This is a genomic window from Agrobacterium bohemicum (assembly GCF_001562555.1).
Classification (GTDB): Bacteria; Pseudomonadota; Alphaproteobacteria; order Rhizobiales; family Rhizobiaceae; genus Agrobacterium; species Agrobacterium bohemicum.
In genome coordinates this window covers 442994-456687 of the sequence record NZ_KQ961024.1, presented here as the reverse complement: position 1 = coordinate 456687, position 13694 = coordinate 442994, and the positions used below count along the sequence as shown (strand labels likewise).

At 56.8% G+C, this 13694-nt stretch carries 16 protein-coding genes; 8 read left to right on the top strand and 8 right to left on the bottom strand.

What is annotated here, in order from left to right:
* The first annotated feature begins 244 nt into the window (after nucleotides 1-244).
* From ATO67_RS05310 to ATO67_RS05300, 4 genes are all read left to right on the top strand, one after another.
* Nucleotides 245-2713, top strand: a complete 2469-nt coding sequence (locus ATO67_RS05310) for an ATP-dependent helicase (RefSeq protein WP_067645637.1) — start codon at nucleotides 245-247, stop codon at nucleotides 2711-2713.
* 203 nt (nucleotides 2714-2916) lie between these two features.
* Entirely contained in the window at nucleotides 2917-3141 is a 225-nt protein-coding gene (locus tag ATO67_RS23060) for a hypothetical protein (protein WP_158667344.1), read from the top strand.
* A 230-nt stretch (nucleotides 3142-3371) separates the two neighbouring features.
* Entirely contained in the window at nucleotides 3372-3854 is a 483-nt protein-coding gene (locus ATO67_RS05305) for a DMT family transporter (RefSeq protein ID WP_067645344.1), read from the top strand.
* A complete protein-coding gene (locus ATO67_RS05300; RefSeq protein ID WP_067645342.1) occupies nucleotides 3851-4273 on the top strand; it encodes a DMT family transporter in 423 nt (140 codons plus the stop codon). Before ATO67_RS05305 ends, ATO67_RS05300 begins: the two co-directional genes overlap by 4 nt.
* 6 nt (nucleotides 4274-4279) lie before the next feature.
* Here the strand turns inward: ATO67_RS05300 and ATO67_RS05295 are convergent, their stop codons facing one another.
* The gene (locus tag ATO67_RS05295) at nucleotides 4280-5545 is read right to left on the bottom strand and encodes a DUF2778 domain-containing protein (RefSeq protein ID WP_067645340.1); all 1266 of its coding nucleotides are present in this window, start codon (nucleotides 5543-5545) and stop codon (nucleotides 4280-4282) included.
* Between the two features lie 438 nt (nucleotides 5546-5983).
* Between ATO67_RS05295 and pncA the strand changes: the two genes are divergently transcribed.
* A complete protein-coding gene (pncA, locus tag ATO67_RS05290; protein WP_067645338.1) occupies nucleotides 5984-6610 on the top strand; it encodes a bifunctional nicotinamidase/pyrazinamidase in 627 nt (208 codons plus the stop codon).
* 9 nt (nucleotides 6611-6619) lie between these two features.
* On the opposite strand, the gene ATO67_RS05285 is transcribed toward pncA, so the two are convergent.
* Entirely contained in the window at nucleotides 6620-6871 is a 252-nt protein-coding gene (locus ATO67_RS05285) for a DUF2164 domain-containing protein (RefSeq protein WP_067645336.1), read from the bottom strand.
* Between the two features lie 129 nt (nucleotides 6872-7000).
* On the opposite strand from ATO67_RS05285, the gene ATO67_RS05280 reads away from it, so the two are divergent.
* Nucleotides 7001-7720 carry an AzlC family ABC transporter permease gene (locus ATO67_RS05280; protein WP_067645334.1) on the top strand — a complete coding sequence of 240 codons (720 nt, stop codon included), beginning with the start codon at nucleotides 7001-7003 and terminating at the stop codon, nucleotides 7718-7720.
* Entirely contained in the window at nucleotides 7720-8034 is a 315-nt protein-coding gene (locus ATO67_RS05275; protein WP_067645635.1) for an AzlD family protein, read from the top strand. Before ATO67_RS05280 ends, ATO67_RS05275 begins: the two co-directional genes overlap by 1 nt.
* Here the strand turns inward: ATO67_RS05275 and ATO67_RS05270 are convergent.
* The 4 genes from ATO67_RS05270 to ATO67_RS23235 all read right to left on the bottom strand — a co-directional run bounded on the left by ATO67_RS05270 (nucleotide 8024) and on the right by ATO67_RS23235 (nucleotide 11805).
* Nucleotides 8024-9859 (bottom strand): aminopeptidase P family protein, encoded by a 1836-nt coding sequence (locus ATO67_RS05270; protein ID WP_067645332.1) that lies wholly within the window; start codon nucleotides 9857-9859, stop codon nucleotides 8024-8026. The genes ATO67_RS05275 and ATO67_RS05270 overlap by 11 nt on opposite strands.
* Before the next feature lie 87 nt (nucleotides 9860-9946).
* On the bottom strand, nucleotides 9947-10825 hold the full coding sequence (locus ATO67_RS05265) for a 50S ribosomal protein L11 methyltransferase (RefSeq protein ID WP_067645330.1): 879 nt from the start codon (nucleotides 10823-10825) through the stop codon (nucleotides 9947-9949).
* A 95-nt stretch (nucleotides 10826-10920) separates the two neighbouring features.
* Entirely contained in the window at nucleotides 10921-11520 is a 600-nt protein-coding gene (locus tag ATO67_RS05260) for an SCO family protein (protein WP_067645328.1), read from the bottom strand.
* Between the two features lie 126 nt (nucleotides 11521-11646).
* On the bottom strand, nucleotides 11647-11805 hold the full coding sequence (locus ATO67_RS23235) for a hypothetical protein (RefSeq protein ID WP_170063925.1): 159 nt from the start codon (nucleotides 11803-11805) through the stop codon (nucleotides 11647-11649).
* A 221-nt stretch (nucleotides 11806-12026) separates the two neighbouring features.
* Here ATO67_RS23235 and ATO67_RS05250 point away from each other — a divergent pair, with 221 nt between their 5' ends.
* Nucleotides 12027-12494 (top strand): chemotaxis protein CheW, encoded by a 468-nt coding sequence (locus ATO67_RS05250; RefSeq protein WP_067645630.1) that lies wholly within the window; start codon nucleotides 12027-12029, stop codon nucleotides 12492-12494.
* A 43-nt stretch (nucleotides 12495-12537) separates the two neighbouring features.
* On the opposite strand, the gene ATO67_RS05245 is transcribed toward ATO67_RS05250, so the two are convergent.
* Complete coding sequence (locus tag ATO67_RS05245) at nucleotides 12538-13026, bottom strand: CreA family protein (RefSeq protein ID WP_067645324.1); 489 nt, start codon at nucleotides 13024-13026, stop codon at nucleotides 12538-12540.
* A gap of 66 nt (nucleotides 13027-13092) precedes the next feature.
* Nucleotides 13093-13683: a 3'-5' exonuclease gene (locus ATO67_RS05240; protein ID WP_067645322.1), complete on the bottom strand. Its 591-nt coding sequence runs from the start codon at nucleotides 13681-13683 to the stop codon at nucleotides 13093-13095.
* Nucleotides 13684-13694 lie beyond the last annotated feature (11 nt).

Genomic DNA, 13694 nt, shown 5'->3' with positions numbered 1-13694 from the left:
GTTAGCGGCAGTATTATTGCTTGTTTTAAACAACGCAACGCACAAATCCGTTTCTTACATAATGGTAATTTGCGACGCTTTTCTGAAGCTAGCCTCGTCTGCAACTTCACGTAGCCACATCGTTGGTTGCTGACGCAGCGCTCATATAGAAAATGCCTTGGAATGGGCACTTTGACAGTTGATACCGGAATAAAAGCAGAACACGGTTCTGGCCTTTCCGCCCCGAATCACTACATTGGGCCTCATGAGTAACAGTTTCGACGATATGCCGTTCTTCGATGAAGAACCTTCAGAGCCACGCCGCCAGCCAGCCGCTCCCCCTTGTGCTAGTGGTTTGGGCATAGCAGCGCAGGCCATGGCGGCACGTGATAAGGGGCGAGCTGCGTCCGATTATCTGGCGGGCCTGAACCCGGAGCAGCGCGAAGCCGTCGAAACTCTCGAGGGACCCGTTCTCGTGCTCGCGGGTGCCGGCACCGGCAAGACGCGGGTCCTGACCACGCGTATCGCACATATTCTCGCAACCGGTCGCGTCTACCCAAGCCAGATTTTGGCCGTGACCTTTACCAACAAGGCCGCGCGCGAAATGAAGGAACGTATCGGCGTTCTCGTTGGCGGTGCGGTCGAAGGCATGCCGTGGCTCGGCACCTTCCACTCCATCGGTGTAAAATTGCTCCGCCGCCATGCGGAGCTGATGAGCCTGAAATCCGATTTCACCATTCTGGATACCGATGATGTGGTGCGACTGCTCAAGCAGCTCATTCAGGCCGAAGGTCTGGACGACAAGCGCTGGCCCGCAAAACAGTTCGCGGGCATGATCGATGGTTGGAAGAACAAGGGACTGACGCCACCTGAAATTCCCGAGGGTGACAGCCGCGCTTTTGCCAATGGCAAGGGCCGTGAACTCTATGCTGCTTATCAGCAGCGGCTAAAGACGCTGAACGCCTGCGATTTCGGCGACCTGCTCCTGCACCCGATCACGATTTTCCGAAACCACCCGGACATTTTGAAAGAATATCATCAGAAGTTTCGTTACATTCTGGTGGACGAGTATCAGGACACCAACACCTGCCAGTATATGTGGCTTCGCCTTTTGGCGCAGCGGCCCAAAGGCCAGCCGCAAAACGTCTGTTGCGTGGGTGACGACGACCAGTCGATCTACGGCTGGCGCGGTGCCGAGGTGGACAACATCCTACGCTTCGACAAGGATTTTCCCGGCGCAAAGGTCATCAAGCTGGAGCGCAACTATCGCTCCACCGAACATATTTTGGGCGCAGCCGGTCATCTGATCGCCCACAATGAAGGCCGCCTCGGCAAGACGCTGTTTACCGATCGCAGTGAACCCGACGACGAAAAGGTCGTCGTCCACGCCGCGTGGGATTCGGAAGAGGAAGCCCGTGCCGTTGGAGATGAAATCGAGCAGCTTCAGCGCATCAAGCATCCGCTCAACAACATGGCAATTCTGGTCCGCGCGTCCTTCCAGATGCGTGAATTTGAAGACCGCTTCGTCACGCTTGGCCTGAACTACCGCGTCATCGGCGGTCCGCGCTTCTATGAACGCCTCGAAATCCGCGACGCTCTCGCCTATTTCCGTCTCGTCTGCCAATCCGCCGACGATCTGGCGTTCGAGCGCATCATCAATACGCCAAAGCGCGGCCTTGGCGACACCACGGTGCGCAACCTGCATGACTATGCCCGCGCCCGCGACATTCCCATGCTCGCTGCTGCCGCCGACATTATCGAAACCGATGAGTTGAAACCGAAGGCGCGTAAGGCCTTGTTCGATGTCGTGCAGGATTTCCGCCGCTGGCAGAACCTGCTTGAGAATACCGAACACACTGTACTGGCAGAGCAAATTCTCGATGAGAGCGGTTACACCGCCATGTGGCAGGCGGATAAAACCGCCGAAGGCCCCGGCAGGTTGGAAAACCTGAAAGAACTCATCCGCTCCATGGAAGCGTATGAGAGCATGCGCAGCTTCCTCGAGCATGTCGCACTTGTGATGGACACGGAAAAGAACGCAGAACTCGACGCCGTTTCAATCATGACGTTGCACTCCGCCAAGGGTCTGGAGTTTGAGACAGTCTTTCTACCGGGCTGGGAAGAAGGCCTCTTTCCGCACCAGCGCTCACTGGACGAAGGTGGCCGCTCCGGTCTGGAAGAAGAACGGCGGCTGGCCTATGTCGGCATTACGCGGGCCAAACGCCGCTGCCACATCTGGTTCGTTTCCAACCGCCGCATCCACGGGCTGTGGCAAGCCACGATCCCGTCTCGTTTTCTCGAAGAACTGCCACCCAACCATGTCGAGGTTTCGGCCTCGGACAGCAATTACGGCGGATATGGCGGACGTGGCGGCTACGGCCAGTCGCGTTTCGACGCCGCAGACCCGTTCACCAACAATTATTCGACACCCGGCTGGAAACGCGCGCAGGCCAACAAGTCGGATGCGACCCGCGACAATTGGGGTAGCCGCTCCGGCCACTCCGTTGACAGAATAGGCTATGGCGAAAGCGGCCCGAAAAGCCGCACCATCGACGGGGAACTGGTCGCGAAATCCGTGGCAGACACCCCATCGAAATTCTTCGTCGGCGACCGTGTCTTTCACATGAAATTTGGAAATGGCAACGTTGCGGGGGTGGAAGGTAACAAACTGACCATCGACTTCGATCGCGCCGGACAAAAGCGCGTGCTGGACGGGTTCGTAGAGCGGGTTTAAAGCGTCACTATTTTTGCCACGGGACTAATACTCTCCTGCGGCCCCACAGCGCCGGATATTCACTTTAAAAAATTGAATGCAATATATTTCCCATTCTATGGCCAGCTATGGTTGGGGAAATCCGTGCATTTATTACCTAAACCAAATTTAGACTTGATGCCTAACTCTTAAACCTCAGTGGCACGGACAAACGACGTGTTGCCATGTTTTCTAAAATCGCTGAACTTGGCCTGCCGGTCGAGCGGATTGAAGCCACGGATGGCAGAAAGCTGACCTTTCCCATCCCGGAATTTTCGGAATTATCGTATATGCTGATGCATGGCAGGCGTAATCACGGGTCTTCGCAAAAAAATATGGATATCACCGTATTAAGCAGCGACCAGACTGAGGTGACAGTGATCAAACCGGAGGCGTCTCACCCGGCGTGAAGCCAATCAAATAGATAGCGGCAACAATGATAGCCAAAATGAAAATCGTGATGACAAAAATAGTCATGCGGTTCAGAGGTTTGCGGGTCGTTTTCTTCATGACCACTTAACAACCGACACCGTTTTTGGTTCCGATAAATGCTGCCACTTTTCAAACTTCAGCGAAATTCAATTTTGCTTCAAGGACATATCGGCTAAAGCTGAATCACCCTCTGAAGCATTGGCCCATCATGACCGAAAAGACCCATACGCGCTTGAACCCGCTCCACCTTGCTGCGGCCTTCGCCAGCGGTTGCCTGTTGACCTTGATGGTGCATTTCAACGGTATGCTTGCCCATTACGGCAACGCCCTGTTTTCGTCTTGGACGGCACATGGCACGGGCACGATTGCGGCTCTGATCTACCTCGCCATTCTCTACCGAAAACCCAAAGGTGAGCGGCAGGCAAAGCCGAAGGCGCCGTACTGGGCATATACGGGCGGCGTTGTTGGTGCGGCCATCGTCATGCTCACCTCAAGCGCGGTGAACTCGCCGCTCGCTTTGTCCGGCACCATTGCGCTCGGGCTGGGTGGCCAGGTCATCTTCAGCCTGATTGCGGACTTCTGGGGCCTTTTCGGCCTGCCAAAACGCCGTCCCGATGCGCGTGATCTGTGCACAGTAGCCCTCATCCTTGGCGGTAGCGCGCTCATCGTTCTGGTGGGGAGAGCAGCATGACATTTTGGATTGCAGTGGCCTTTGCAGGCGGCGTTTTCGTATCGCTGAGCCGTCAGATCAACGGTCGCCTCAGCCTGTCGAACTCACCGTTGATTGCGTCCCTATGGAACCATCTGGTCGGCTTCGTGGTGTTGACGGCACTTGGTCTCGCCATCGGTGGACTCTTACCATCAGGCGCGGCGGACGCGCCGTGGTACGCCTTCATTGGCGGACCGATCGGCGTCATTTTTATTGCATCGGGAAGCTGGCTCATTCCGCGTATTGGCGCAGTCAACACAGCGCTTCTTGTCATCAGCGGTCAGATGGTGTCGGGTGTGGTGCTCGATCTTTTCAGCGATCAACCACCGAAAGCATGGGCCAGCGCGCTGGGCGTTCTGCTCATTCTCGCAGGCATGGTGCTGACGCAACGCAAGCGATGATCCGGGTCAGGAATCCGTACCGCGACCGGCCAGCATGCCGAACAGTGTTTTGCCACTGCCCTTCGTCGCGCCACCAGCCGTCATGGAAGACCGTCCCGAAAGCTTCGGCACAACCACGATCCGCTTGACTTCGCCTCGTTTGAAAGCGGCCAGAAAGCGCGTGTAATCCTTGAAAACAACACAGCCATTGGATTCACCACGCCGTGCCAGCATGTAAGTGTGTGCCAGAAGGCCGTTCCGTCCATGCGGGTTGACGCCGCTCTCAGGCGTCAGACGAATGGCTTCGACGCCGTGAAACAGCGACTCGCGCATCGTCAGCTTGTAGCTTGAAGGCGGTGTGGCACCGCGCATTTTAACATGCACGAAATCAGGATTGTCCCGCATCTTGCCAATGCCGGAGTGGGCTTCCAGCTTTTCGCCGCTTGGCAAATGCACGACGCCTGCGGAAATATCATAGATGGCAGTGCCATTGCCGCGATCAGGCCACGGCACAGCATCCATCTTGGTTTCACGCATCGGATTGTCAGGCCGCGCGAAAGCCACCATGTTGGTCGCGGGTCTCTGTTGAATAGGCGCAGGTACGGGTGCTGAAGTGGGCGCCGCCGCCAGTTGCTTCTCAGCCAGAGATGGTACGGCTGGGCGTGGTGTCGGCTCGACGTCTACCGCACGTGCAATCTCCGGACGGAAGCTTGGCAGCGGAACAGTTTCCGGCAGCAGATCGATCTCGTTATCGGTGGTTGTCTGAGGCTTGCCCAGCGCCACCTCGAATGCCGGGTGTTCCTTCGCCTGCGTTTCCAGCATGGCCTGCTCAGTATTGCGGCCAAGCGCCGAATCGACAATCGCCGATGGGCGCAGCGCTGCCAGGGCTTGAGCCGCAGCCTGCGCATGGGCATTCATGGCAACGGATGCACCGTAACGTTCGGCAAAAGCCTTTGCACCGATGTGATGCTCGGCGGCGAGCCGCACGGCCTTCTGGCTGCCGTGACCGTTTTCCGAAAGACGGGAGAATTTGCGAATATGAACATTCCGCTCGGCCGCATCGAGCGACGTCCGCTCCAGACCGGCGACAAGCAGCTTGTCGAAGCGCTGCACCCCATGGGAGGCTTGCGCCATACCATGCAGAGACGCAAAAGCCGTGACGGCACAGACACTTGCCAACACGCCGCCGCCCAGCATGGCGGAAAATTTGCCCAAGCCAGCAGGCTTGCGCTTTGCGGTGACGGAAGCGCGGCCAACGCGCACTTCGTTACGAGCCACGAGTGATAACGCCATGATACATTTTACTCAAACCGGTTACGCAAGACCGGTCGAAACCGGTCATCGTGTGAATGCCGCGAAAGCTGCACGCTAGGTGCGCCAGCATCGTTGCTAACAGGTTCAGAGCATGCCGAATTATGGTAACCAAAGTCTTTACAAGTCCCCTGAAAACACAGTTCTTTGAAAGCTCGCATGCGTTTCTCTTAAGCCGCCTACCAAGTTACCACACGCCATGAGATGTCATGCCGAGAATGGTCGGATAAGGCGCGTGTAAGAGATTTCGATATGGACGGTAACTGATTCTTCCCACCGATAAAGCTCGGTTATAGGCCGATTTGGCTAAAATTACGGCGGCGTAATGTCAGATGTTAACGAATAGCCAGGTGCGTGAACGTTTGGGCTTGATCCAAACCCTTTCGGTTGGCATCTTCACATGATGTCGGAGGACACAATATGAAAGCTCTGCTTTTGATCGATATCCAGAATGGTTTCTGCCCAGGCGGCAACCTCGCCGTGAAGGATGGCGACAAGATCGTACCCATCGCCAATGCACTGATAGACAATGGTGGATACGACATCATCGTTGCTTCGCAGGACTGGCATCCGGCAAACCACGGCAGCTTCGCCTCCCAGCATCCGGACAAACAGGCATTCGAGTTGGGCGAGCTTTCCGGCAAGCCGCAAGTCATGTGGCCGGATCATTGCGTCCAAGGCACGCAGGACGCGGAATTCCACCCCGACTTGAACACGGACGCCTTCGACTATGTGCAGCAAAAGGGCGAGAACCCCGCTGTGGACAGCTATTCAGCCTTTCGTGACAATGACCAATTCGCAACCACCGGCCTGTCGGAATATCTGGAGCGCCAGGGCGTGACCGTGTTGGACATCTGTGGGCTGGCAACCGATTACTGCGTCAGTTTTTCAGCGCTGGACGCCGTGGATATGTTACCTGATGTCAAGGTGCGCTTCATCGAGGACGCAAGCCGCGGGATCGACCCCGAAGGCATCCGAAACGCCATTGCGTCTATGAGGGCCAAGGGCGTGGCCATCGTCAACAGCAGCGATATCCTGAACGACTGATGCCGGGTCTCACCGGCGCGGCACCGTTCGCTCCAGCAAGTCGATATCGGCTGCCGCATATTCCATACGCTGCAGCACCGCTTCATGCGCGTCACGCAGGCCCTTGTTGTAAAACACCGGACCAATCACCTCGGCAAGATGGTCCACCAGCATATCGACCTGAAGCGCGCCGATATCCACGTCGAGTTCGTCGGTGAGAAAGCCACGCAGCGCGGTGACCATATCGGCCTTTTGCTGCTTTTCCAGCTTCAAGTCTTTCATCACAGGCTCCTTCGGTTACGGGGAGCGTAATCGATACTTCAATGAAATCAATCTAATCTATTCCAGCAATTCGTTTGTCAGATGACGCTGAGGACGCTAGGAGCAGGAGAAATTCGGAGCTTCTAACATATGTCAGTGTCCACCTTTCGGTCCGGCCTCAAACGTGGCCTCCCCGTCACTCTGTCCGTCTTGCCCTTCGGCGCTCTTTTCGGTGCCGTGGCGATTGATAACGGCTTGACGGTTGCCGAAGCGATTTTGATGAGCGGCAGCATCTACGCCGGGGCCAGCCAGCTGGTCGGTATCGAGTTGTTCAACCAGAATCTACCGGCCTGGCTTGTGGTGCTGTCCATCTTCGCCGTCAATTTCCGCCACGTGCTTTACTCGGCAGCCATGGTCCGCATTGTCCCGGAATGGTCGCTTGCCCGCAAGGCAATCGGCTTTTTCTTTCTGGTCGATCCGCAATTTGCCGAATCCGTGCGCCAGAAGGAAATCCACGGCAAGGTCGATTTTTCCTGGTATATGGGCTACGCGCTGATCGTCTATGTCGGCTGGATGCTCTCCACCATTGCGGGCGCGTCGCTGGGCAATCTGATCGGCGATCCGAAGGCGGCGGGCTTCGATGTGCTGCTGCCGGTCTATTTCATGGGGATGGTGCTGGGGTTTCGCACCCGCAGCAACTTCTACCCCGTCATGCTGGCCAGCGCCGTTGGCGCCATCGCCGCCTATCATTTCGTCGGCTCGCCCTGGCATGTCAGCATAGGCGCCATGACCGGCATCCTGCTTGCCGTCATCCTGCCGCCAGCACCAGCTGAGCCGCAAACCATTGTCGATAGCGGGGAGGCCGTATGATGAACGACCTCTTTGATCCGCAGACATTGTTCATCATCTTCGCCGGTGCTGTCGCGACATATCTCACCCGCATTGGCGGTTATGTGCTGATGGTACGGATGAAGACCATTCCGCCGCGTGTCGAAGCCGGTCTCAACGCCGTTCCCGTGGCCGTGCTGACCACGCTCGTCGCACCCGCCTTTTTCGAAGGCGGATACGAGGTGAAGCTCGGCATGATCCTGGCACTAATCGTCGGCCTGCGCTTTCCCGGCCTGATCATGCTGATATCAGGCTGGGCGCTTGTCGTGGCAATGCGTTACTTCTCTATCGCGTAAGCGGCTCGGTCGCAGCGTTCAGCCATTGCTGCACCTCTTCGTCGGAAATCAGTGGCAGGAGCTTGTCCCTGACCTTTGCGTGATAGGCGTTCAACCATTCCAGCTCTTCGCCGGTCAGAAGCGAAACGACGATAAGCCGCCGGTCGACAGGGCACCATGTCAGCGTCTCGAACGACAGCATCGGCAGGTCGCCACCGTCAACCGCTTCCGCCTCACGCACGTAGATCAGGTTTTCGATGCGGATGCCGAATGCACCAGGACGGTAATATCCCGGCTCGTTCGACAGGATCATGCCCGGCAGGAGTTCCTGTTGCGACACACGGGAAATACGCTGTGGTCCCTCATGCACGGAGAGGTAGGAGCCGACACCGTGGCCCGTGCCATGAGCGTAATCCGCGCCCGCCTTCCACAGTGCGATGCGCGCCAGCGGATCGAGATCGCAACCACGCGTACCCTTGGGAAAACGTGCAACGCTGATGGAGATGAAGCCCTTCAGAACCAGCGTGAAGAAACGCTTCTGTTCCTCGGGCACATTGCCGATTGCGACCGTGCGTGTGATATCCGTCGTGCCGTTGATGTACTGCGCGCCGGAATCGATCAGGAACATCGTGCCATCATTCAATGGCCGGTCGCTGTCCGTCGTCACGCGGTAATGCATGATGGCGGCATTCTCGCCAGCGCCGGAAATCGTGTCGAAGGAAATATCCTTGAGCGGGTTCTGCAACGTCTGCCCTACCCTCGCCCGTACGGCCTCCAGCGCGGTCACGGCCTTGATCTCCGTCAACGTACCCGGCTGCTGTTTGTCCAGCCAGGCCAGAAACTCCACCATGGCCGCCCCGTCCTGCACGTGGGCGGCGGCTGAACCGGCAAGCTCTGCGGTATTCTTGCAGGCGCGTGGCAATTTGACCGGATCGGAGGCTTCGATCACCTCTCCACCGGCTTCCTTTATGGAAAGCGTCAGTGCCACCGGTGTCACATCGACATCGGCGAGAATACGGCCTGCCGCACTGGCAATCGCATGTAACCGTGCCTCGATGTCAGCGGGCGGCAGAAGAGTGGCGAGTGGTGCGAGATGGGCCTTGACCTCATCACCGATCTTGCGCTCATCCACAAACAGATCGGCACTGCCATCGGCATAGATGATGGCGCGCGCCAAAGGGTGTGGCGTGTGCGGCACGTCATTGCCGCGAATGTTGAATGTCCAGGCAATCGAGGACGGATCGGTCATCAGCACTGCATTGGCTTTACGCCCTGATACGATCTCACCAATGACCGTGATCTTCATGTTGGCGGGAATGCCCGTGACGGCATCCGGCTGGATCGTAACCGGCTCCAACGGTTCGGCGGGGCGACCGTCCCACAGCGGGTCAAGCGGATTGGCTCCCAGAAGAACCACCGAGCCGCCTTGTTCCGAGAGCGCCTGTTCGAATCGCTTCAGTTCAGCACCCGTGTGCAGCCACGGATCGATGCCAAGGCGAAAGCCATCCGGAGCGTTATCGGCAAGCCACTTCGAAGGTGGTGCGCCCACCAGGTCGCCGCCCCGGAAAACGGATGGATCAACCTGCGTGGCCAACTGTGTCGTATAGCGACCATCGACAAACACAATCGCCTCGTTGCGCGTGACCAGCACGACACCGGCCGAACCGGTAAAGCCCGTCAGCCACGCCAGCCGTTCGGCTGATTCAGGTACATATTCGCCCTGATATTCATCGGCGCGCGGCACGAGAAAACCATCGATACCAAGAGTATCGAATGTTGCGCGAAGCGCCTCGACACGGGTTTTGCCGAATTGCGGTGTGGACTTGTTGTCGAATGACTGGAACATGAATGACTTTCCGAATGCCTGTTTCGGAGCGGACCTTATCGCGTCACGCTTGCCAACGTCCAGACGAAAGGCTCGTGTTTACAACACTCAGTCCTTGCGCAGATGGATCGTCACCCAACCATTGCGCCACAATGTGCGGATATGGCTGAGATGCATGCCATTATAGGCCGAAAGCACCTTCCACCGCTGCGACGCCAGAATGCCGGACAGGATGACCGTCCCGCCGGGTGCCAGATGCGTCACCAGTTGCGGCGCCATCTTGATCAATGGGCGGGCAAGAATATTGGCAATGATGAGGTCGAAAGGCCCATGCTTGCGAAACGAATCCGAATGAAAGCCGGGAGCTGTTTCCAGCGACATGCCCGAAACGATGCCATTCAATCGCGCGTTTTCCTTGGCAACCCTGATGGCGATGGGGTCGATATCCGTTGCCAGAACAGGCACCGGGCGCATCTTTGCGACCGCGATGGCCAGAACGCCGCTGCCCGTACCCAAATCCAGCGCATTGCGAATGGTGCGCGCCCGCAGAACCTGCTCGATCATCTCAAGGCAACCCGCCGTCGTACCATGGTGGCCAGTGCCGAAGGCCTGACCAGCCTCGATTTCGATGGCGAGATCGTTGATCCGAACCTTGTCGCGGTCATGCGAGCCGTGCACGAGGAACCGCCCTGCTCTGACTGGCGTCAGCCCTTCCAGCGATTTGGCAATCCAGTCGACGTCGGGAATCACTTCACGCACAAGGGTGAGATGCGGGAAGGCAGACTTCAGCGCCTCATCGACACGGTTGCGAACATCGTCTTCATCATTTGCATAGAGGTAGACGGACGTTTCCCAGATGTCGCGCTTCTCATCCACCTCGGTGTTGGCGATAGCGATGTCTTCTTCACCGAACACCTCGGACAGCAAATCCAGAACTTCGCCCGATTGAACTTCGGTGGTGGACACATAAAGACGGATTTCGCTCACGGCTGAGACTTTCTATGCAGATGTTTCAGCCGTCAGCCTTTGCCATAAAAGCGGCAGCAGTCCAATGGACTTCTGGTGAGATTATTGATCAAAGATCAGGTCTTGGTGAGATTTTGCAGCTTCTGGATGGCAACATCGGGGTTCTCACCATAGGCGATGGTGCCTGCAAAGCGGCCCTTCGCATCCAGCAGTATAACCGATGCGGTGTGATCCATGGTGTAATCGCCGTTCGGGTCCTTCTCATCCACCGGTACTTTCTTGGCGTAGATGCGATATCCCCTCAACGTCTCTGCAATCTTGTCCGGTGCACCGGTAACACCGGTGATCCGCTTGGAAACATTGGAAACATACTGGTTGAGAATTTCAGGCGTATCCCGCTCAGGATCGACGGACACGAAATAGGCCTGCATCCTGTCGCCTGCCGGGTCAACCTTTTCCATCCAGCCATTCAGCTCGAACAGCGTGGTCGGGCAGACTTCCGGGCAATGGGTAAAGCCGAAGAACAAAGCCGTCGGCTTGCCCTGAAAAGCTTGTTCGGTAATCGGCTGACCGTTCTGCGCAACCAGCTGGAATGGAACGCCGTAGACTTCCTCCACCATCTGTTCGCGGCTCTTGGTCAGCTCTATCGTCAGCCAGCCCATGACGCCAAGCAGAACGGCGACGGCACCCCAAAGCGCAATACGAATATTTTTCATGCCATTCCCCGATCAGCGGTAAGCCAGCTTTCCTGACATGCTTCTAGACCAGCAAGATGAAGTTCGGCAATTCAGGAAAGGCCACATTGCGCCAGCCGCGCTATTTTGTCTCAAATATCAAGGCGCTCAAAGGCACCAAGCGATACCGCTTTGAACGGCGGACAGAAAAATATCCGTGCCATGTCGCATCCAGCCCTGAAACGTCAAAACAGCCAGCAGCAATGCTGCGCCTGTTGCAACCGTGACACCAAGCACTTTCAACGGACCTGCGAGTACAGATTTCATGCTTTGTCTATACCGCCAAACAAGCCCGCATGAAACAGTAAATAACGTGCTTCTACTGTGTGTTTACAGCCGTCCGTTAGGAAAAGTTTAAATGGTTTTCGGGCATTATGATCGCCAGCGGTCGCTCAAGCGCACGACATGATGTCATCAGGAAACCTCCCGACACCGCATACCTCCCAAATCGAAACGGCCAGCCAGAGAGCCGTCAGGAAGTTCAAATCATGTCAAACGCCATCAAGCAATCCGGCGCATACCTTGAAATCGTTTCCTTCCATCTCGGCGATCAGGAATTCTGCATAGACATCATGGCGATCCGCGAAATTCGCGGTTGGGCACCGGTCACCCCGATGCCGCACACGCCGCCTTATGTTCTTGGCCTCATCAACCTTCGTGGCGCGGTTATTCCCGTCATCGATATGGCGTGCCGTCTGGGCATGAAAATGACCGAGCCTTCAGAACGCTCAGCCATCATCGTCACCGATATCGGCGGCAAGCTCGTCGGCCTTCTGGTCGAACAGGTCTCCGACATGATGACCATCAAATCCGAAGACCTTCAGCCCGCACCGGAAATCATCCCGGAAGAACAGCGCGATTTCTGCCGCGGCATCGTGGCGCTGGAAAAGAGCATGGTCTGCTTCCTCAACCTCGACACCGTTATCGCCGACGAGCTTTCGCGCGAAGCCGCCTAAGGCTCGCCGCACGTATCGATGGACTTTAAGAAAACGGCGAGCCTCACGGCTTGCCGTTTTTCCATGTCACAGTCTGCCCGTAGAGCGGCACGGTGGAAATCGCCATCTTGGCGGAACCATCGGTCAGTTCACGGGTGTGAACGAGATAGATCAGCGTATCGTTCGCCTTGTCGTAGATGCGGTTGACGACCATCTTTTTCCACACCAGCGACATGCCCTGGCGGAAGACCTCTTCACCCTCATCGTCCAGATCGATATCACCCACTTCCACGGGTCCGGTCTGACTGCATGAAATGGCGTTGTTGGAAGGGTCTTCGAACCAGTTTCCATTCTTCAGGCGGTCGATAACGCCACGGTCGAAATAGGTGACGTGGCACGTTACGCCCTTGACCTGCGGGTCCGCGACCGCCTCTACGACGATATCGTTTCCAGTCCAGTCGACCCCGACCTTGCCAACCACCTGCGCATAGGCCGCGATGGGTAGAGCAACAGAAGCAGCAACGCCGAGTGCACAAAGTACCTTTGAAACCATAACCCTAAGCCCTCCATAAGCTGCCATAGAGATAGGTACCCGCAAGCGCACCACAAGACCGCAAAGTCAGCGTTTTCTCATTGTGCATGGCGCGTAACCCGCAGCGTGCAACCGCCCTGCCACCATGCCTATCTTTTCGGGTATGTGGTGGATGTGCTCCACGTTGACAGCCTTCGCCACCGCAATGGCCGCAGCCGCACACACGACGGCGTCTTCCGCCGCATTATGGTGCACGAAACGCAGTTGCAGATGGTGGGCGATGATGTTGAGTTTGTGCGAGGGCAGCGAGGGCCAGACGCGCTGCGACATCTTCACACTGCACAAGTAGGAAAGCTGCGGATAGCTCTGCCGATACTTGTCGAAACTCGCCCGCATGACACTGAAATCGAAAGCGGCATTATGCGCAATCATCGTCGCGTCCCGAAAATCCTCGATGAACTCGTCCATCACTTCAGGAAATTCCGGTGCGTCTTCCACGTCAACAGGTTTGATGCCGTGAATGGCAACATTAAACGGCGAAAACCGCATATCCCTGGGGCGGATCAACCGCTCTTCCACCCGCACGATCCGGCCGTTTTCGATCCACGCCAGCCCCACGGAACAGGCACTACCCCGCTCCTCATTGGCTGTTTCGAAATCGATGGCGATGGTTTTCAAAGGTGATTCCC

What these genes read in the sequence shown, in the direction of transcription:
- ATO67_RS05310 (WP_067645637.1), top strand. Translation starts at nt 245, where the DNA reads ATGAGTAACAGTTTCGACGATATGCCGTTCTTCGATGAAGAACCTTCA.
- ATO67_RS23060 (WP_158667344.1), top strand. Translation starts at nt 2,917, where the DNA reads ATGTTTTCTAAAATCGCTGAACTTGGCCTGCCGGTCGAGCGGATTGAA.
- ATO67_RS05305 (WP_067645344.1), top strand. Translation starts at nt 3,372, where the DNA reads ATGACCGAAAAGACCCATACGCGCTTGAACCCGCTCCACCTTGCTGCG.
- ATO67_RS05300 (WP_067645342.1), top strand. Translation starts at nt 3,851, where the DNA reads ATGACATTTTGGATTGCAGTGGCCTTTGCAGGCGGCGTTTTCGTATCG.
- ATO67_RS05295 (WP_067645340.1), bottom strand. Translation starts at nt 5,545, where the DNA reads ATGGCGTTATCACTCGTGGCTCGTAACGAAGTGCGCGTTGGCCGCGCT.
- pncA (WP_067645338.1), top strand. Translation starts at nt 5,984, where the DNA reads ATGAAAGCTCTGCTTTTGATCGATATCCAGAATGGTTTCTGCCCAGGC.
- ATO67_RS05285 (WP_067645336.1), bottom strand. Translation starts at nt 6,871, where the DNA reads ATGAAAGACTTGAAGCTGGAAAAGCAGCAAAAGGCCGATATGGTCACC.
- ATO67_RS05280 (WP_067645334.1), top strand. Translation starts at nt 7,001, where the DNA reads ATGTCAGTGTCCACCTTTCGGTCCGGCCTCAAACGTGGCCTCCCCGTC.
- ATO67_RS05275 (WP_067645635.1), top strand. Translation starts at nt 7,720, where the DNA reads ATGAACGACCTCTTTGATCCGCAGACATTGTTCATCATCTTCGCCGGT.
- ATO67_RS05270 (WP_067645332.1), bottom strand. Translation starts at nt 9,859, where the DNA reads ATGTTCCAGTCATTCGACAACAAGTCCACACCGCAATTCGGCAAAACC.
- ATO67_RS05260 (WP_067645328.1), bottom strand. Translation starts at nt 11,520, where the DNA reads ATGAAAAATATTCGTATTGCGCTTTGGGGTGCCGTCGCCGTTCTGCTT.
- ATO67_RS23235 (WP_170063925.1), bottom strand. Translation starts at nt 11,805, where the DNA reads ATGAAATCTGTACTCGCAGGTCCGTTGAAAGTGCTTGGTGTCACGGTT.
- ATO67_RS05250 (WP_067645630.1), top strand. Translation starts at nt 12,027, where the DNA reads ATGTCAAACGCCATCAAGCAATCCGGCGCATACCTTGAAATCGTTTCC.
- ATO67_RS05245 (WP_067645324.1), bottom strand. Translation starts at nt 13,026, where the DNA reads ATGGTTTCAAAGGTACTTTGTGCACTCGGCGTTGCTGCTTCTGTTGCT.